The sequence below is a fragment of the Salinivibrio sp. PR919 genome (assembly GCF_001995355.1).
GTDB lineage: Bacteria > Pseudomonadota > Gammaproteobacteria > Enterobacterales > Vibrionaceae > Salinivibrio > Salinivibrio proteolyticus.
Map to the genome: position 1 here is coordinate 1 of NZ_MUFL01000023.1, position 17,483 is coordinate 17,483.

A 17,483-nucleotide genomic window follows, 5' to 3' on the forward strand; every position below is an offset into this window, starting at 1 on the left:
TGTCTATACAAATGTATAGACAAATAAGTGATTGAGCACAAGAGGAGATGTAAAGGTTTTGTGATCAGTTCGATATAATTATCGATCGGTGCGTGAAGTCAGCTTGTAACGGGTGCCGGGATGGTAGAGTAGTGCCGCACTGACCAACGTTTGTTGGCTCCATGTTCTTCGGTGCAGGAGCAAGCACGGTTCGTCGGCTTTCATCGCTAGCGCTTGGCGGACCGAATCCGAGGCGATGATCGCCTCTACCGTGTGTTCAATGGTATTCACAGGACATACCTGCGACAGGTACTCGTTGGGCGTGTGTTGACCAAAGTCTTGATGCAGATAATCCGGTGCAAGTGCCGGATTAACCCACCGTTGCTCTAGCTGCAGAGGGACATTATCGGCGTAGTGCACTATCTCGCTAAAAAAGACGTCCGTGCCAAGCATGWCACCTAGGCGCATCGCGACATCTGCAGAGGCCGATATCCGTTTTAGGGTGCGAATATCACTGCGATAGGTTTGGCCTCGCGCCGTTACTTCATCAGCAATGTTGCGGATATCCATTAGCGGCGATTCTGCTTTGGGTTGCGTAACAAATGTGCCTAGTCGCGGTGTACGCTCAAGCCGGCCTTCGTTTACCAAATCGCGTACCGCTTTATTCACTGTCATGCGACTTACATTAAACTGCGCGCAGAGCTCATGCTCAGTAGGAATACGCGCGCCCACAGGCCACACTTGCTGCTCAATCTTATTTACGATGTAGTCTTTGATTTGCTGAAAGCGGGGCGCTTTGGCCATGCGTGATCCTTTCATTGTTTATTGTGTATACAAATGAGCATCGATGAAGTTTATAACAAAATCAAGTGACTGGCAGGCGCAAATGGGGTGATAAGGACGAAAAGAAAAGGGAATTAATTTAGGGGATGACTTGCATCACAAAAGCGGTATCTTCATAATCGACGCTTACTTATTCTGCGCGGTTATTCTCAAACCGTGAAATACATTCATGTGCCACTTGGTGTGTGGCACCACTGAGAAGGATTGTTATCAATGCCTGTAATTACCCTCCCTGACGGCAGTCAGCGTGCTTTTGACCACCCCGTTTCTACTTTTGATGTTGCCAGTGATATTGGCCCAGGCCTTGCCAAAGCGTGTATTGCCGGTCGTGTTGATGGCGTGCGTGTTGACGCGTGCGACCTTATTGAAACTGACGCACAGCTAGAAATCATTACCGCGAAAGATGAAGACGGTTTAGAAATTATCCGTCACTCATGTGCTCACTTGTTAGGTCACGCAATTAAGCAGCTTTTCCCAGAAACCAAAATGGCGATTGGTCCAACCATCGACAATGGTTTTTATTACGATATCGATCTTGAGCGGTCGTTAACTCAAGACGATCTCGATGCGATTGAAAAACGCATGAAAGAGCTGGCGAAAACCAAATATCAAGTCGTTAAGAAAAACGTCAGCTGGCAAGAAGCTCGCGATACGTTTGAAGCGCGCGGTGAGTCATACAAGATGGAAATCTTGGATGAGAATGTATCACGCGACGACCGTCCGGGCTTGTACCACCACGAAGAATACATTGATATGTGTCGTGGCCCACACGTGCCGAATATGAGCTTCTGTCAGAATTTCAAAATTTTGAACGTAGCGGGCGCGTACTGGCGTGGTAACAGCGACAACAAAATGCTGCAGCGTATTTACGGCACAGCATTTGCGGATAAAAAGCAACTTAAAGCACACCTAGTGCGTCTCGAAGAAGCCGCGAAGCGCGATCACCGTAAACTGGGTAAGCAACTTGACCTGTACCATATGCAGCAAGAAGCGCCCGGGATGGTATTCTGGCATCACAATGGCTGGACGATCTTCCGTGAGCTTGAGCAATTTATTCGCGACAAACTGACTGAGTATGATTATCAGGAAGTTAAAGGCCCATTAATTATGGACCGTATCTTGTGGGAGCGTTCTGGTCACTGGGACAAGTATGCTGACTACATGTTTACCACTAACTCTGAAAACCGTGAATATGCACTTAAGCCGATGAACTGCCCAGGTCACGTGCAGATCTTTAACCAAGGCTTGAAGTCATATCGCGATCTGCCATTGCGTATGGCGGAATTTGGTAGCTGCCACCGAAATGAGCCATCAGGTGCACTGCACGGTCTCATGCGTGTGCGTGGCTTTACCCAAGACGATGCCCACATCTTCTGTACGCCTGAGCAGGTTCAGCAAGAGGTAAGTGCGTGTATCGAAATGGTTTACGATACCTACAAAACATTTGGCTTTGAGAACATTGAAGTCAAACTGTCTACACGTCCTGAAATGCGTGTTGGCTCAGAAGAAATGTGGGATCGTGCCGAAGAGGCGTTAAACCAAGCACTGACTTCAATGGATATTCCATTTGAAGTTCAAGAAGGTGAGGGCGCGTTCTATGGTCCGAAAATTGAGTTTACTTTGCATGACTGCCTCGATCGCGCTTGGCAGTGTGGTACGGTGCAACTCGATTTTGCCTTACCAGAGCGTCTGAGTGCCACCTATGTTGGCGAAGATAACGAACGCCATACGCCAGTGATGATCCACCGCGCTATCTTGGGCTCATTGGAACGTTTCATCGGTATTCTTATCGAAGAATACGCAGGACACTTCCCTGCATGGCTCGCACCACAGCAAGCGGTTGTGATGAATATCACGGATAACCAAGCTGATTATGTGCAAGAGATTGCGAAAAAACTGCAAAAAGCTGGATTTAGAGCATCTGCGGACTTGAGAAACGAGAAGATTGGCTTTAAAATCCGCGAACACACTCTGAAGCGTGTTCCGTATATGCTGGTTTGTGGTGACCAAGAAATGGAAGCTGGTGAAATCGCAGTACGGACCCGTAAAGGTAAAGATTTGGGTAAATTCAAGATTGACGATTTCTTAGCTCAATTGAAGCAAGAAGTGCAAGATCGAACACTCAATATTGTGGAGGAATAAGGTATTAAAGGCGCAAGAAAAGCCCCGGCAAAGAAGAACGCTCATCGTCTAAACAACGAAATTCGTGGTGTCAAAGAAGTTCGATTGTCTGATGACAGCGGCGAACAACTCGGTATCGTACCCTTTGATGAAGCGCTTGCGAAAGCGGAAGCTGAAAGCTTAGATTTGGTCGAGATCAGTCCGAACGCTGAGCCGCCGGTTTGTCGTATTATGGATTACGGCAAATTCCTTTACGAGAAGAGTAAAGCTGCGAAAGAGCAGAAGAAAAAACAAAAGACTATTCAGGTTAAGGAAGTTAAATTCCGTCCTGGTACAGATGTAGGCGACTATCAGGTAAAACTACGCAACCTGGTTCGCTTCATTGAAGAGGGTAACAAGGTCAAGGTTACTATCCGATTCCGTGGTCGCGAAATGGCGCACCAAAGCATCGGTGTTGACGTGCTGAACCGCTTGAAAGAAGACACTGCTGAAATCGCTTCAGTAGAAAGCTTCCCTTCACGCATCGAAGGCCGTCAAATGATCATGGTTCTTGCCCCTAAGAAGAAGTAATTTTGGCTTCCAAGTAACGATCGGCTGCGCCGAAAGGTGCGGCCGTTTTGTTCGCCAAATTGCTATGTTATTAACACAATGCGGAGTTATTCATCATGTCTAAGATGAAATCCAACAAAGGTGCTGCTAAGCGTTTCAAGAAAACTGCTGGTGGCTTCAAGTACAAGCGCGCAACCAAACGTCACATCCTGACTAAGCGTACTACTAAGAACAAGCGTCAGCTGCGTCCAAACGCGATCCTACCAGCGTGCGAAACCGCGCAAGTAGCTCGCATGCTGCCATACGCATAAGTTTTTAGTTTTAGTTTATTTAGTTTAGGAGAGACACAATGGCTCGCGTAAAACGTGGTGTACAAGCTCGTGCACGTCACAAGAGTGTAATGAAGCAAGCGAAAGGCTACTATGGTGCGCGTTCACGCGTATACCGCGTAGCTTTTCAGGCGGTAACGAAAGCTGGTCAATATGCTTACCGTGACCGTCGCCAGAAGAAACGCCAATTCCGTCAACTGTGGATCGCACGTATCAACGCTGCGGCTCGCCAAAACGGTATGTCATACAGCCGTCTGATTAACGGTCTTAAAAAGGCATCTATCGAAATCGATCGTAAGATCCTTGCCGATATCGCGGTATATGACAAAGCAGCATTCTCTGTGCTGGTAGAAAAAGCGAAAGCTTCACTGTAATTTTTACAGTAAAGAATTGCTGAGAAAGGAGAGCTTCGGCTCTCCTTTTTTGTTACCTCTGCGTGTCTAGATAATTGAGCTTTGTGCGTATAAAAATGTGCTCTAGCACTTCCTTCCAATTCCTATCATCATGATATAGTGCTTAAAAAGTGAAACAAAGGACACACGATGAACCAATACGTCTTTTTTTGTCAGCCTAACAACTGTGACCAGTTTACTTACTTGATCAAGGAATTCCCCAGCTATCTTGCTGAAAAAGAAGCATTGTTAGAGCAGGGATTGATCATCGAAGGAGATGTGATTGTTGCTGATTGTGCGGAGACTGCGATTGAAAAATTCCGCCAGATTAATCTCAATGCAATCGAGGATTACATTCAACACGATCCTATCGTTGGCTTTACGACCTTTATCATGGAAATGTATCATTCGCTGCGTCGCCGGCTTGGAATGAAATCATGATTGTGGATATCTATCAGGTTGATGCCTTTAGCGCGTCATTGTTTCATGGAAACCCGGCAGGGGTGTGCATCTCGGCGTCCATGTTGGATGAAGCTACCATGTTGGCTATTGCCGAGGAAATGGCGGTATCTGAAACCGCATTTCTTGCCTTAGATACCATGTCCTTACGCTGGTTTACACCGACAGTAGAAGTCGCACTCTGCGGTCATGGCACACTCGCCATAGCACATGTTTTGGCTGAGCGTGGTGACGTCAAAATAGGTGACAATGTCACTTTTTATACGCAGTCTGGACCTCTTGAGGTGACGGTAAAACGCGAGGGGATAGCGATGGCATTTCCTGTTCCTGAGCTTGCAGAAGTAACGCCAACCCCATCGCGGCTAGAAGCTTTAGGTCTACATGGCTCTATTATCCGCGCGAGTTATTGCTTTGGTGAAAAAGAGCTATTGGTAATTGATTCTGAAGACGATGTAAAAGCGCTGTCTCCGGATTTTGCGGCGCTAAATACGCAGCCTGGACGTGGTGTGGTGGTGACTGCGGCAAGCTCTGATAACACGATCGATATTGTCTCTCGCTACTTCGCCCCTTGGGTGGGGGTGAACGAAGACCCAGTGACAGGATCCGCACATTGTGCGCTGGCAGCTTATTGGTCTCAAGCACTGAGTAAAAAGCAGCTTATCGGTTATCAAGCATCCGCACGCGGTGGGTATATCAAGATGACGCTTAGCGAAGACCATGTGTTGCTACAAGGCCAAGCAGTAACCGTATTTAGCGGAAAGCTGGATTTAAGTAAGAAGTAGTCATTTATTTTCCTCGCGGTATATTTTCAAGGTGCAGAATAAATTCCTCTGGCCCAATACTTTCATCATTAAAATACCGATAGATCTCACTGGTTGTTGCTTTTTGAACGATAGGGCTTACAGCCATTGAATCAACCGTGCTAGGGAGCAAGCGGCCGTTTTGTTCTGCTTGCTCCATATCATGATGAGCTTGGCGAGAGCACGGGTTGAACCGGCTTAGGTCGATATCTTTACGAGCGGGCAGTGCTCCTTTTACTTGATTAAAAGCAGTAAGAAATGCTTTGGATGATAAGGCGCGAGCGAGCGTATTAGCCGTTTTTCTATTACTGCGTGCGCTATTAAAGAGCGCGAAGCTGTCCATATTGTAGATAAACCCTGTGTGCTTGGCGGGGGCTTGATAGCAGCCGATTACTTCTGGAGCCGCTACATGTTTGGCCAATAGCTCTCCCAGTACCCAATCGCCAGAAAACTGAAATGCGTGTTTTCCTTCAATCAGCAACTGAGTCGCTTCATCCCAGCGTATGTGAGACATCGTTGGCTGGATGAGGCGGCTAATCTCTCGGAACAAACTTAAAATCTCAAATGTGGTTGCGCTCCGCAGTGTATGTTCATCCATATCCATAAATGCACGTCGATAATAATCCGCACCTCCGTAGCCAAAAGCAAGGTTTTCAAACAGTAAGGCGATTTGCCATTGATCATTGCCGATGGCTAGCGGTTGCACATTATGACGCTTTAAGGTTTTAAATGTATCGATTAGTGCTTCCCAGTTGTCAGGTGGCGATAGGCTGTATTGACGAAGCACGTCATGATTCACCCACATCCAATTTAATCGATGAATAGTCACTGGCGTTGCCACAAATCTCCCTTCAAATTGATTGACCGCGCGCGCAATAGGATAGAGCTGCGAGCGCCAATGCTCTTGATTGGCTAACTGTTCTAGATCGTAAAGAAAACCCAGCGCTGCCCATGACTGGATCGCGGGCCCCTCAAGCTGAGCGATGGTTGGCGGTGTGCCCGCAATTGCGCGAGCTTGCAAAATAGACATTGCCGTATCCCCACCGCCTCCTTGAATTGCCTGTTGTTCGACGTGAACGTTAGCCTCCTCAAGCGCCTGTTTAGCGATGTTGGCAGCGCGGACTTCGCCTGCTGATGTCCACCAATGCAGAAATTCAACAGATGCTACGGTGGACTGTGCTGCGTTAATGGGGAAAGCGATTGTGAATAAAAGGGTAAGCAAGTATTTTTTCATAGTTCACACGCCAACTGAATGGTGACAATAAGCCCTTTTTGAGGGTGATTTTGTACATAGAGATCACCGCCATGGCTGCGAGCAATACTGCGTGAAATGGTTAGACCGAGCCCTGAACCAGGGTGTGTCGTTGCATCAACGCGAAAATACGGCTCAAAGACTTTTTCTTGCCACTTTTTATCTAATCCTGGACCAAAGTCGCGAACCTGAATAACAACCTTGTCATGATCGTCGTAAAGACCAACCTCAGCGGAGCCACCATATTTAATCGCATTGTCGATGACGTTATAAAGACATCGTTTAATCGCGAGGGGCTTCCCTAGGAATCGGCTTTCAACCGGTAGAGAAAGCTGAACCTTATGTTTACTTCGGTTGTAGTACGCCGCGCATTGTTCAAGCGTGTCGACCAAATTAATCCATTCAACGTCCTCATGGATGTCAGTTTCACGAATACACTGCAAAGCACCTTTTAACAGCACATCAAATTCAGTTAACACGGTCTCAAATTTTTGCCGCTCTGCATCATCTTCCAACATTTCCGTGCGTAATTTCAGGCATGCTAATGGCGTCTTTAAATCGTGTGATATGGCCCCGAATAGCATTTCACGGTCGCGGATATAGGCGCGTATACGTCGCTGCATTTTATTAAACGCTCGCACAGCAGCACGTGTTTCTTTACTACCTTCTTCTTTTACTTCTTCGACATATAGCTGTCCGCTCATTAGCGTAGCGGCTTTAGCCAGTCGCCGAATTGGACGAATTTCTAATCGCAACAACCAGACCGTACAAAAGACAAGGAGTAACGAAGATATCCCCAAAAAGACCAGCTGTTTTTGGTCAATAAACTGTGGAGATAAGGTAGAGAAGGGGACAGGTAGTGTCGCCGCGAGATAAAACCATTCGCTTTGTGACATTTGAATCTGTACCACAACGATAGGTAAATCCAGATCGCCTAAGGCTAAACTGTAGTCGGCCCAGATAGCAGGCAATGCCTCAAGCTTAATACCTGAGTTAAACACTTTGAGATCTTGGCGTCGGCTTAAGGCAACATCAATGTCTTGTGCGTGGCGTACTGATTTAGACAATCGCGTTGATGCCTGCTCTAAAATCATGGCGGTACGCGCAGTTTGTGTGGGTAAGCCAACATCTAATTTGCGTTGGTTGATGGAAATAAAGAATCGTGTACCGCCCATTTCTCTAATTTGGTTCAAGATGAGGTAGCGATAACTGACGGGAAGCGCCTCAAAGTAATTGTAAGTATCGGCAACGTTACTGGTTAGGCTTTGTACCGTTTTCTGTAGGCTCTCTTGCTCCTTTTGCGCACTGGTTTGGAACCAAATTAACCCTGCGATCAATTGGGCGATAACAATCACGATCAATAAGGTCGCGCCAATACGAAAGCGAATGGAGGTGAACAACGATAGCGCAAGCGTACGCATCAATGCACCTCTGTTGCGATGACATCAGTGGCGAGCATGTAACCTTTATTTCTTACCGTTAGAATCAGCGAACGCTCGTCGTCGTGAAGGTGCTTACGTAATCGGCTGATTTGCACATCAATCCCGCGTTCAAATGGCTCTGCATCTCGCCCCCAAATGCAGCGAGCAATATCATCTCGACTCAAAAGCTGATTGGGTTTTTCTAGCATTAAGCTGATCAGGTTAAAATCGGCGCCAGACAATTGTTTACACTCACCGTGAGGGCTAACTAATTGACGCTTCAGCAGGTCACACGTCCATCCGGCGAAAGTGACTTTATGGCCGACACCGGATGATTGGGTCATACGTGTACGCCGCAATAAGGCTTTAATGCGTGCCAGTAGCTCACGTGGGCTAAAGGTTTTTGTCATGTAATCATCGGCGCCCACTTCAAGCCCTGCAACACGATCAGCTTCATCTGTCACGGCCGTGAGCATGATGATGGGGACGTTAGAGTGTTTGCGAATTTGGCTACATAGCGTTAGCCCATCATCGCCCGGCAGCATAATATCGAGAATGATGAGGTCCGGTGCGTGCGTTTGATAGTGCGCCCACATTTGCTCACCGTCACTGGCAGTAAGAACATGAAACTCAGCACGCCCTAGGTAATCGGTAAGTGCATCTCTAAGCGATTGATTGTCATCCACAACGAGGATGGTTTTCATCTTGCACGTTCCTGTGTTTTTCACCAATGCCTTGTGTATACCTCAATTAAAACGAGATCACTATTGGCGCAAGCTGATATTGCCACACCGGTAGGCCTTGGTATGTAACAGCCTGCTTACAAACTCATAGGTTTTTGTAACCTTAGGGGAGACGCTTTTCTTTATCGTGTGTATGTCTCTACATAAAAAAGGAACATCACATGTTTAGTCACGCGTTTGGATTACTACAACGGATAGGGCGCTCTTTGATGCTGCCTGTGGCCGTATTACCTGTTGCTGGTCTATTACTCGGTATCGGTTCTGCTAACTTCGCATGGATACCGGATAGTGTCTCTGAAATCATGGCCATGTCAGGCGATGCCGTATTTAGCAATTTGGCACTTATCTTTGCGATTGGTGTCGCTCTGGGCCTATCAGATAACGATGGCGCGGCTGCGCTGGCGGCAACGGTTGGCTTTGCCATTATGACCGCGACCTTAGGGGTTATGGCTAACATCCACGGCATTGAGCCTGCGATGATCATCGGGATCCCTAGCCTTAATACTGGGGTGTTCGGCGGGATTATGATCGGGGCTGTGGCAGCCTATTTGTTTAATCGCTTTCATAACATCCAACTTCCTGAGTACTTGGGCTTCTTTGCCGGAAAGCGCTTTGTCCCTATCGTTACGGGTATTGCTGCAATATTCCTCGGTATTGGGCTCAGCTATATCTGGCCTCCTATCGGCGGCGCAATCAAGAGTTTTTCGCACTGGGCGGCTTATCAAAGCCCAACCACCGCTTTTGGTATTTACGGGTTTGTTGAGCGCTCTTTGATCCCTTTTGGCTTGCACCACATTTGGAACGTGCCTTTCTTCTTTGAAGTGGGGGAATATGTCGACCCTGAAAGCGGCAAAGTGATCACCGGTGAAATTCAGCGCTACCTTGCCGGTGACCCTACTGCCGGCAATCTAGCCGGAGGCTATTTGTACTCGATGTGGGCGTTACCGGCGGTGGGATTAGCTATTTATCACTCAGCTCGCCCTGACAAACGCGCACTGGTTGGCGGGATTATGGCTTCGGCAGCGTTAACATCATGGCTGACGGGTATTACCGAACCGATGGAGTTTTCTTTCCTATTTGTCGCACCAGTGTTGTATGCCATGCATTGTGTCTTAACGGGGATCGGTTTTGCACTCGTCACAACGTTAGATATCCACCATAGTGTCACCTTCGCACATGGCGCAATTGACTTCCTGATCTATTACCCACTGTCGACTAATGCTTGGCTTTTCGCACTGATTGGCCCGCTCTGGGCGTTAATGTATTACAGCTTGTTTAGATTAACGATCAGTAAGCTTAATTTACTGACACCAGGCCGCGAAACAGCTGAAACCGAGGTGAGTCAACTTTCGGAAATCGGTTCAGAGCTGGCACATCAATTGGTCAGTGCGCTTGGAGGAAAGGAAAACATTAAAAATGTGGATGCCTGTATCACACGACTGCGAGTCAGCCTGAATGATATCCAGCATGCTGATATCGCCGCAATTAAGCAGCTCGGCGCCAAAGAGGTACTGGTTGTTGGTGGCAACCTTCAAGCCATATTTGGTACACAATCAGACAGTATTAAATCTGAAATAAAAGCGGTGCTTGTTGGGTAAGTGACCATTAAAAAAGAGGCCAAATGGCCTCTTTTTCAGTAGTGAAGTGGGTGTATTACGCCACTTGTACTTGTTGTTGTTCGATTTCTTCACTTGGTGTAGCACCAGATTCAGCACCGTGCATCCAACGAATTAGCGTGCCGGATAGCGCCAATAAGATCACACCGGAAATCGCTGCTGTTGCTGCAATACCACCGAAGATGGCCATGGCACCGTAATCGCCCACATGTGAGCCAATAATACCTGCTACATAGTTAGCGACTGCATTAAAGCCAAACCATGCACCCATCATTAGCGAGGCCAAACGTAGTGGTGCAAGCTTGGTGACTAGCGATAAGCCGATTGGAGAGAGACAAAGCTCGCCCATGGTATGGAAGAAGAACGCGCCCACCAGCCAGAACATAGAGGTTTTAACCGCCGTGTCGCCACCTTGTTCTAAAACGGCGCCAATCATGAACACAAATCCTAACGCGAGCATAAATAGCGCCATTGCGAACTTCACGGGTGAACTTGGCTCTTTACTGCCCAAGCGAACCCATAGTGATGCGACAATTGGGGCAAACACAATGATGAAGAATGGATTAAGCGATTGGAACCAAGCCGCAGGGATCTCAAAACTACCCACCATACGATCTGTGTATTGTTGGGTATAGATATTCATCAGTCCGCCTGCTTGCTCGAAGCCAGCCCAGAAAATGATCACGAACAAGCCCATCAATAAAATCACTTTGAGGCGATCGATTTCTTTTTTCGTCAGTGGGGCATTGGTGGTCGACTTATTGGCGTCTCGCGCTTGTTGTGCGGCGGGTACTTTACCGATTTCGCCCAGCCATGAGTTCGCCATGGTAAGCTGGATTGCCAAACTGATTAGCATGCCAACGCCTGCCGCGAAGAAACCGTATTGCCAACCGTAAGCACTTGTTACTGTACCAGAGACAAAACCGGCGAGCAGTGAACCAATATTGATCCCCATATAGAAGATGGTAAAGGCACCATCTCTACGGTGATCGCCTTCGTTATACAGGTCGCCAACCATGGTTGAAATATTGGGCTTTAACAGGCCACAACCAGTGATCAGTAAGGCGAGGCCAGCATATAAGGTATGCACGATATCCAAGCCATATTGGTGAGCGGGAAATGCAAGGGTGAATTGACCGATGGCCATTAAGGCACCACCGAACACCACCGCACGTCGCTGACCAATATAGTTGTCGGCAAACCATCCACCAATTAATGGCGTGATGTAGACCAAGCCTGTGTAGTAGCCATAAAGCTCAAGTGCATCTTTGGTTGACCAGCCTAAGCCACCGTTGATGGTTTGATCGGTCAAATAAAGGACGAGGATAGCGCGCATCGCGTAGTACGAAAAGCGCTCCCAAAGCTCAGTGCCAAAAAGCAAAAATAGCCCACGAGGGTGGCCGAGTATATTCTTTTGGTTTTCCATAACTATCTAATTATTCACTTAAAGTTTTTGTTGGGTCTGCATTTCATCATTTGGCGTGCAGTACGTCGCCAAGGGGGAAGGTTGTGGTTAGGTGAGCTCCTTAAGTGTAATTTGTAACAAAATATTTAAATCTAGAGTAATGGTTTTTTACCAAAATTAAAATCTATTAATCAATCTCTTTATGAGTCATTTGATTAACTTTCGAGCAGGTAAATGAAATATTGTGTTTTGATGGTTTCAAAAAAGGCTGCCACCATCATAGTTGGTGTAGCAGCCTCTTAAATCTTTGAGTGGGATCAAAAGAAGGGTGTTTATGTGATATGTGTCACTATGGCGAGTGCGTTTGGGGAGAAATTAGACAATGGCGCTACGTAGCCACAGTGCAATATCTTCGTACATAGTTTGGTGGCTCTGATCGGCATCAGCCCAGCTCATCACAAAGTGATAAAGCTTTTCGTGGTGATACGCTTGCCCCACCATTTGATTGGCCAGTAACTCTAACGGACCGGGCGTCAGGCTATCGGTAAACAGTTTACAGTCCACAATCTCACCGTGTTTGACGTCCAAGTGTAATTCAACGCCACCCCAATCAAATCGCTCGTCAAAGGTGTGCATAAATTGCGGACTTTGGCCAAAGTTCCATTCCCAACTGCATTGCTTCTCGTAGATAGCATCAAACCCTTCGACGTCGGGTTTTGCTTGGGGAGAAATGTATTCAATCTCAGTGTGCTGACCAAAGTGCGCGAAGAATGCTTGCTTGATGGCGTCACAGACCTTTTCGTGATCCACCGATGGCACAAACTCCGCAATGTTAGCGACGCGAGCGCGGACTGACGTGATGCCTTTGGCTTGCAGTTTTTTGGGGTCGGGGTTGAGGTAATCACCCAATCGAGATAGATCGGCGTTAATCAACAATGTGCCATGATGAAAACCACGATCTTTGGCTTCTTTATACGCAGAGCCAGAAATTTTACGTTGTCCTTCAGGGGTGTCCATAACCAAATCGTTGCGTCCACTGGCGGAGGCATTCACGCCAAGCGACTTGAGCGCATCAAGGACGATTTGCGTAGAAATGGATTTATCATAGCCGGGTTTGCCTGCCATGAAGGTGAAATTGGTATTGCCGAGATCATGAAACACTGCGCCACCGCCACTTTGACGACGCGCTAAGACTACCTTGTCCTCTTCCATCTTTCGCGTATTACATTCGCGCCAAGGATTCTGACCGCGTCCAATGACCACCGTATTGTCATTGCGCCACAAGAACAGCACATTTTGTTGGGCCGACATGGTGCGAAATATGGTGTCTTCCACGGCAAGATTGAACCAAGGGTGAGTGGACGTGGATACAAAAACGCGCAGCGGCAGAGAGTTAGGGTTCATGCAAGGCTCCAATCAGTCAAAAAGCTGGGCAGTAGAATAACAAACTCACTGAGGCGAGCGGGAACAAATAGCAATAAAAATCATCACCGAGCGTCGCTAAGACTGACAACTCTGCTTAAAGAGCAGACAAATTTACTTTTTCTCCGCAAATCAGTGTGGAAAAATCCAACAAAAGCGGTTTAGGGTTTGGCATTAGCCGTGGCATTAATTAGTATGTAAGGTCATTTTTATTACCCGTTCTCTCAGTTAATTGGCATGGTAGTGCAAATCGGCGCTCTGTCAGTTTGCTCAGACAATTGGTAAACCACGATTTCCAACTGGTATGCCACTTCTTTAATCTGGTTGGACAGCCCCACGGGTCGACGAGGAAACAATGCAACAATTAGAAGAAATTCTTGCTAGCGCAACAGCGGCGATCGCCAGTGCCGCATCCGTTGCTGCACTGGATGAGGTCCGGGTGAAATTCCTGGGTAAGAAAGGTGAGTTAACTGCGCAATTACAAGCTTTAGGTAAATTGCCTCCGGAAGAGCGTCGTGAAGCAGGTCAAACGATCAACCAAGCGAAGCAAACCGTACAACAAGCGATTGCTGAGCGTAAAAATGCACTTGAGCGCGCCGAGTTGGAAGCGAAGCTTGCGGCTGAAACCATTGATGTCAGCTTGCCGGGCCGTCGTATTGAAAACGGTGGTATTCACCCTGTAACGCGTACTATTGAGCGTATCGAACAGTTTTTTGGTGAGTTAGGCTTTTCTGTTGCCGCTGGCCCAGAAGTCGAAGACGGCTTCCATAACTTTGATGCGTTGAACATTGCTGCGGACCATCCGGCACGCACAGACCATGATACTTTCTTCTTCAACCCTGATCTGATGTTGCGAACCCATACCTCGGGTGTACAAATTCGTACTATGGAAGCGGGTAAGCCACCGTTCCGCATTATCGCGCCGGGCCGTGTTTATCGAAATGATTACGACCAAACCCATACCCCCATGTTCCACCAAGTGGAAGGTTTATTGGTTGATAAAGACATTAACTTCGCTGACCTGAAAGGCGTGTTAAATGACTTTTTGCGTAACTTCTTTGAAGAAGATTTAGAAGTGCGTTTCCGTCCGTCTTACTTCCCGTTTACTGAGCCGTCAGCAGAAGTGGATGTGCGCCGTAAAGGTGGCAAGTGGCTTGAGATTTTAGGCTGTGGCATGGTTCACCCGAATGTCCTACGCGCGGTAAACATCGACCCAGAAACGTACCAAGGTTTTGCCTTCGGTATCGGGGTAGAGCGCTTGACCATGTTGCGTTATGGCGTGAATGACCTTCGTGCGTTCTTCGAGAACGATCTGCGCTTTTTGAAACAATTTAAGTAATCAGTGGGGCAAGGTAATAATGAAATTCAGTGAATCTTGGCTGAGAGAGTGGGTGAGCCCAGCAAACGACACCGAGGCGCTTGCCCACCAAATCACGATGGCTGGCTTGGAAGTAGACGAAATCGCGCCAGTGGCCGGTGACTTTTCCGGCGTAGTGGTTGGCGAAGTGGTTGAGTGTGGTCAGCATCCGGATGCGGATAAACTGCGTGTCACCAAAATCAATGTTGGCGGTGATGAGCTACTTGATATTGTTTGTGGTGCACCAAACTGTCGCCAAGGCTTGAAAGTTGCAGTAGCGACCGTTGGTGCGGTCCTTCCTGGAAACTTTAAGATTAAAAAAGCGAAGCTGCGTGGTCAGCCATCTTTCGGGATGCTGTGCTCTTTTACCGAGCTGGGTATCGATGTGGAATCCGATGGCATTATTGAACTGCCGACCGATGCGCCAATTGGCACCGATATTCGCGAGTACTTGTCACTCAATGACGCTGCGATTGATGTTGATTTAACACCTAACCGCGCTGATTGCTTGAGCCTGCGTGGCCTCGCTCGCGAAGTGGGGGTTCTCAACCGCGCCGATGTTGTTGAGCCGACCATTACCCCAGTGGCACCTAGCATTGATGATAAAGTCGCGGTACGTATTGATGCGCCTCAGGCATGCCCACGTTACCTCGGCCGCGTCGTTCGCAATGTCAATGTTGGCGCACAAACACCGCTTTGGATGCAAGAAAAACTGCGTCGCAGCGGCATTCGTGCCATTGATCCTGTAGTCGATGTCACCAACTATGTGATGCTCGAACAAGGTCAGCCGATGCACGCGTTTGACCTCAGCAAAATTGAAGGCGGCATTGTCGTGCGTCTTGCTGAAGAAGGCGAAGCACTGACCTTGCTTGATGGCAACGAAGCGAAATTGAATGCCCAAACATTGGTGATTGCCGATGACCAAAAAGCCTTGGCGATGGCGGGAATTTTTGGTGGTCAAGACTCAGGTGTGACGTCGGAAACTCAAGACATCTTATTGGAGTCCGCATTCTTTGCACCTGAAGCCATTCGTGGTCGTGCACGTAACTATGGTTTGCATACTGACTCGTCACACCGCTTTGAGCGCGGCGTTGATCCAGCACTGCAAACTGCTGCGATGGAGCGTGCGACTGAACTATTGATCGCGATTTGTGGCGGAGAAGCCGGTGAAATTGTGGTGGGTGAGTCATCTGAGCATCTGCCTAAGCGTGACACTGTGACTTTGCGCCGCGAGAAACTCGATCGCCTGCTGGGCCATCATATCGACGATGCCACCGTTACCGACATTCTGATCCGTCTTGGCTGTGGCGTCACGCAGACGCAGGAAGGTTGGCAGGCGACAGCACCAAGCTGGCGTTTTGATATTGCTATTGAGCAAGACTTGATTGAGGAAGTGGGCCGTATCTATGGATACGACAACATTCCGACGCGCGCACCGAAAGCCGCACTGACTATGCGCGAGCATCAAGAAGCCGCGATGCCGCTAAAACGTGTACGCGATTTGTTGGTTGACCGTGGCTTCCACGAGGCAATTACCTACAGCTTTGTCGAGCCAAAACAGCAAGCGTTGATTGTGCCAGAGGTTGAGCCGCTGATCCTACCAAGCCCAATTTCTGCAGACATGTCAGCCATGCGTTTGAGCCTGCTTCCAGGGCTTTTGAATACAGTGGCGTACAACCAAAAACGTCAACAACCGCGCGTGCGTTTGTTTGAGTTTGGTTTACGTTTCACACCAGAAGGCGATATGACGGGTGCTGTTCGTCAAGAAAATATTCGTCAAGAGCGTATGCTCGCGGGTGTGATTGCTGGTCCTCGTAGTGAAGAGCACTGGGATATGGCAACGGCGACGGCGGATTTCTTTGATTTGAAAGGCGATCTTGAAGCCGTTCTTGAATTGAGCGGTAAGTTGTCTGACTTCCGTTTTGTCGCCGCCAAGCATCCAGCGATGCACCCGGGTCAAACCGCTGCGATTGAATTGGATGGCAAGGTCGTTGGCTATATGGGTACCTTACACCCGGAGCTTGAGCGTGAGTTTGGCTTAAATGGTCGTACCGTGGTGTTTGAGATTGAGTGGCAAGCCATTGACAGTCGCTTTATTCCGGAAGCCGCTGGCCTTTCTAAATTCCCAGCAAACCGCCGTGATATTGCGGTGATTGCCGACCAAGCACTCGCGTCTGGTGACGTAGTGGCTGCTTGCTTGGAAAGCGGTAATGCGTTGGTGAAAGGGGCGAAACTGTTTGACCTCTACACTGGCAAAGGGGTGGAAGAAGGCAAGAAAAGCTTGGCGATTGCCCTTACGCTTCAGTCTGATGAGCGCACGTTGGAAGAAGCCGATATTAGCGATGCCGTGTCTGGTGTTGTGGCCCATTTATCAGAAAAACTGGGCGTAACTTTGCGTGATTAATCCCACTCTGATTAGAAAAAAGCAGCGGAAACGCTGCTTTTTTTATGCCTAATTGATCTAACATCTATCCGTTTGAAAAGCTGAGTAAATTCACTAAATCTGTATAAAATCCACTCAGATATTGATAAATTTGCCTAAAATCAGTCACTAATGGATATATGCAAATAGCGTGACTAAAATACGCTTGGTAAGTGGCTGGTAACAAAGGTCAAATTTTTGGACACTGTTCTTGCTTTTGCAACTTAAAAAAGTTGGCGCAAATCAGCCAGTTGGCATACACTTGTTTTGAGTTGGTCCTCAAATATCCCTAAAATACAAGGGCTAAAGACGTGTGGACCACGTGTAGAATGGTGGTGTCGATACTGCGGTATTGCATATGTGTTCAACAATT

General features: G+C 47.9%; 15 protein-coding genes. 9 read left to right on the plus strand and 6 right to left on the minus strand.

The features are described 5' to 3' along the window. Positions 1-78: 78 nt before the first annotated feature. The gene (gene hutC / locus BZG83_RS06295; RefSeq protein WP_077479801.1) at positions 79-783 is read right to left on the minus strand and encodes a histidine utilization repressor; all 705 of its coding nucleotides are present in this window, start codon (positions 781-783) and stop codon (positions 79-81) included. A gap of 252 nt (positions 784-1,035) precedes the next feature. On the opposite strand from hutC, the gene thrS reads away from it, so the two are divergent. The 6 genes from thrS to BZG83_RS06325 all read left to right on the plus strand — a co-directional run bounded on the left by thrS (position 1,036) and on the right by BZG83_RS06325 (position 5,454). Continuing rightward, positions 1,036-2,964: a threonine--tRNA ligase gene (thrS, locus tag BZG83_RS06300; RefSeq protein ID WP_069587636.1), complete on the plus strand. Its 1,929-nt coding sequence runs from the start codon at positions 1,036-1,038 to the stop codon at positions 2,962-2,964. 3 nt (positions 2,965-2,967) lie between these two features. Next, the gene (infC, locus tag BZG83_RS06305) at positions 2,968-3,513 is read left to right on the plus strand and encodes a translation initiation factor IF-3 (protein WP_069587637.1); all 546 of its coding nucleotides are present in this window, start codon (positions 2,968-2,970) and stop codon (positions 3,511-3,513) included. A 95-nt stretch (positions 3,514-3,608) separates the two neighbouring features. Then, on the plus strand, positions 3,609-3,803 hold the full coding sequence (gene rpmI, locus BZG83_RS06310; RefSeq protein ID WP_069587638.1) for a 50S ribosomal protein L35: 195 nt from the start codon (positions 3,609-3,611) through the stop codon (positions 3,801-3,803). Positions 3,804-3,841: 38 nt separating this feature from the next. Continuing rightward, positions 3,842-4,195 (plus strand): 50S ribosomal protein L20, encoded by a 354-nt coding sequence (gene rplT / locus BZG83_RS06315; protein WP_069587639.1) that lies wholly within the window; start codon positions 3,842-3,844, stop codon positions 4,193-4,195. 168 nt (positions 4,196-4,363) lie between these two features. Then, a complete protein-coding gene (locus BZG83_RS06320; RefSeq protein ID WP_077479802.1) occupies positions 4,364-4,654 on the plus strand; it encodes a hypothetical protein in 291 nt (96 codons plus the stop codon). Then, positions 4,651-5,454 (plus strand): PhzF family phenazine biosynthesis protein, encoded by an 804-nt coding sequence (locus BZG83_RS06325; RefSeq protein ID WP_077479803.1) that lies wholly within the window; start codon positions 4,651-4,653, stop codon positions 5,452-5,454. The genes BZG83_RS06320 and BZG83_RS06325 overlap by 4 nt, the downstream gene beginning before the upstream one ends. A 4-nt stretch (positions 5,455-5,458) precedes the next feature. On the opposite strand, the gene BZG83_RS06330 is transcribed toward BZG83_RS06325, so the two are convergent. From BZG83_RS06330 to BZG83_RS06340, 3 genes are read right to left on the minus strand one after another with little or no spacing between them, the layout of a single operon-like run. After that, entirely contained in the window at positions 5,459-6,706 is a 1,248-nt protein-coding gene (locus BZG83_RS06330; protein WP_077479804.1) for an ABC transporter substrate-binding protein, read from the minus strand. Next, complete coding sequence (locus tag BZG83_RS06335) at positions 6,703-8,145, minus strand: ATP-binding protein (RefSeq protein ID WP_077479805.1); 1,443 nt, start codon at positions 8,143-8,145, stop codon at positions 6,703-6,705. The genes BZG83_RS06330 and BZG83_RS06335 overlap by 4 nt, the downstream gene beginning before the upstream one ends. Continuing rightward, positions 8,145-8,849, minus strand: a complete 705-nt coding sequence (locus BZG83_RS06340) for a response regulator transcription factor (RefSeq protein ID WP_077479806.1) — start codon at positions 8,847-8,849, stop codon at positions 8,145-8,147. Before BZG83_RS06340 ends, BZG83_RS06335 begins: the two co-directional genes overlap by 1 nt. Before the next feature lie 200 nt (positions 8,850-9,049). Here BZG83_RS06340 and ptsG point away from each other — a divergent pair, with 200 nt between their 5' ends. After that, positions 9,050-10,486 carry a glucose-specific PTS transporter subunit IIBC gene (gene ptsG / locus BZG83_RS06345; protein WP_077479807.1) on the plus strand — a complete coding sequence of 479 codons (1,437 nt, stop codon included), beginning with the start codon at positions 9,050-9,052 and terminating at the stop codon, positions 10,484-10,486. A 55-nt stretch (positions 10,487-10,541) separates the two neighbouring features. Here ptsG and BZG83_RS06350 read toward each other — a convergent pair whose 3' ends face one another. Then, complete coding sequence (locus BZG83_RS06350; RefSeq protein WP_069587649.1) at positions 10,542-11,930, minus strand: peptide MFS transporter; 1,389 nt, start codon at positions 11,928-11,930, stop codon at positions 10,542-10,544. 354 nt (positions 11,931-12,284) lie between these two features. Next, positions 12,285-13,313 carry a lipoate--protein ligase gene (locus tag BZG83_RS06355; RefSeq protein ID WP_077479808.1) on the minus strand — a complete coding sequence of 343 codons (1,029 nt, stop codon included), beginning with the start codon at positions 13,311-13,313 and terminating at the stop codon, positions 12,285-12,287. Positions 13,314-13,686: 373 nt separating this feature from the next. On the opposite strand from BZG83_RS06355, the gene pheS reads away from it, so the two are divergent. Continuing rightward, complete coding sequence (gene pheS, locus BZG83_RS06360) at positions 13,687-14,670, plus strand: phenylalanine--tRNA ligase subunit alpha (protein ID WP_077479809.1); 984 nt, start codon at positions 13,687-13,689, stop codon at positions 14,668-14,670. Between the two features lie 19 nt (positions 14,671-14,689). Next, complete coding sequence (gene pheT, locus BZG83_RS06365) at positions 14,690-17,092, plus strand: phenylalanine--tRNA ligase subunit beta (protein WP_077479810.1); 2,403 nt, start codon at positions 14,690-14,692, stop codon at positions 17,090-17,092. Positions 17,093-17,483 lie beyond the last annotated feature (391 nt).

Bases quoted from the DNA above. Each gene is read 5' to 3' on its own strand.
- thrS (WP_069587636.1), top strand. From the start codon at position 1,036: ATGCCTGTAATTACCCTCCCTGACGGCAGTCAGCGTGCTTTTGACCAC.
- rpmI (WP_069587638.1), top strand. From the start codon at position 3,609: ATGTCTAAGATGAAATCCAACAAAGGTGCTGCTAAGCGTTTCAAGAAA.
- rplT (WP_069587639.1), top strand. From the start codon at position 3,842: ATGGCTCGCGTAAAACGTGGTGTACAAGCTCGTGCACGTCACAAGAGT.
- BZG83_RS06320 (WP_077479802.1), top strand. From the start codon at position 4,364: ATGAACCAATACGTCTTTTTTTGTCAGCCTAACAACTGTGACCAGTTT.
- BZG83_RS06325 (WP_077479803.1), top strand. From the start codon at position 4,651: ATGATTGTGGATATCTATCAGGTTGATGCCTTTAGCGCGTCATTGTTT.
- BZG83_RS06330 (WP_077479804.1), bottom strand. From the start codon at position 6,706: ATGAAAAAATACTTGCTTACCCTTTTATTCACAATCGCTTTCCCCATT.
- BZG83_RS06335 (WP_077479805.1), bottom strand. From the start codon at position 8,145: ATGCGTACGCTTGCGCTATCGTTGTTCACCTCCATTCGCTTTCGTATT.
- BZG83_RS06340 (WP_077479806.1), bottom strand. From the start codon at position 8,849: ATGAAAACCATCCTCGTTGTGGATGACAATCAATCGCTTAGAGATGCA.
- ptsG (WP_077479807.1), top strand. From the start codon at position 9,050: ATGTTTAGTCACGCGTTTGGATTACTACAACGGATAGGGCGCTCTTTG.
- BZG83_RS06350 (WP_069587649.1), bottom strand. From the start codon at position 11,930: ATGGAAAACCAAAAGAATATACTCGGCCACCCTCGTGGGCTATTTTTG.
- BZG83_RS06355 (WP_077479808.1), bottom strand. From the start codon at position 13,313: ATGAACCCTAACTCTCTGCCGCTGCGCGTTTTTGTATCCACGTCCACT.
- pheS (WP_077479809.1), top strand. From the start codon at position 13,687: ATGCAACAATTAGAAGAAATTCTTGCTAGCGCAACAGCGGCGATCGCC.
- pheT (WP_077479810.1), top strand. From the start codon at position 14,690: ATGAAATTCAGTGAATCTTGGCTGAGAGAGTGGGTGAGCCCAGCAAAC.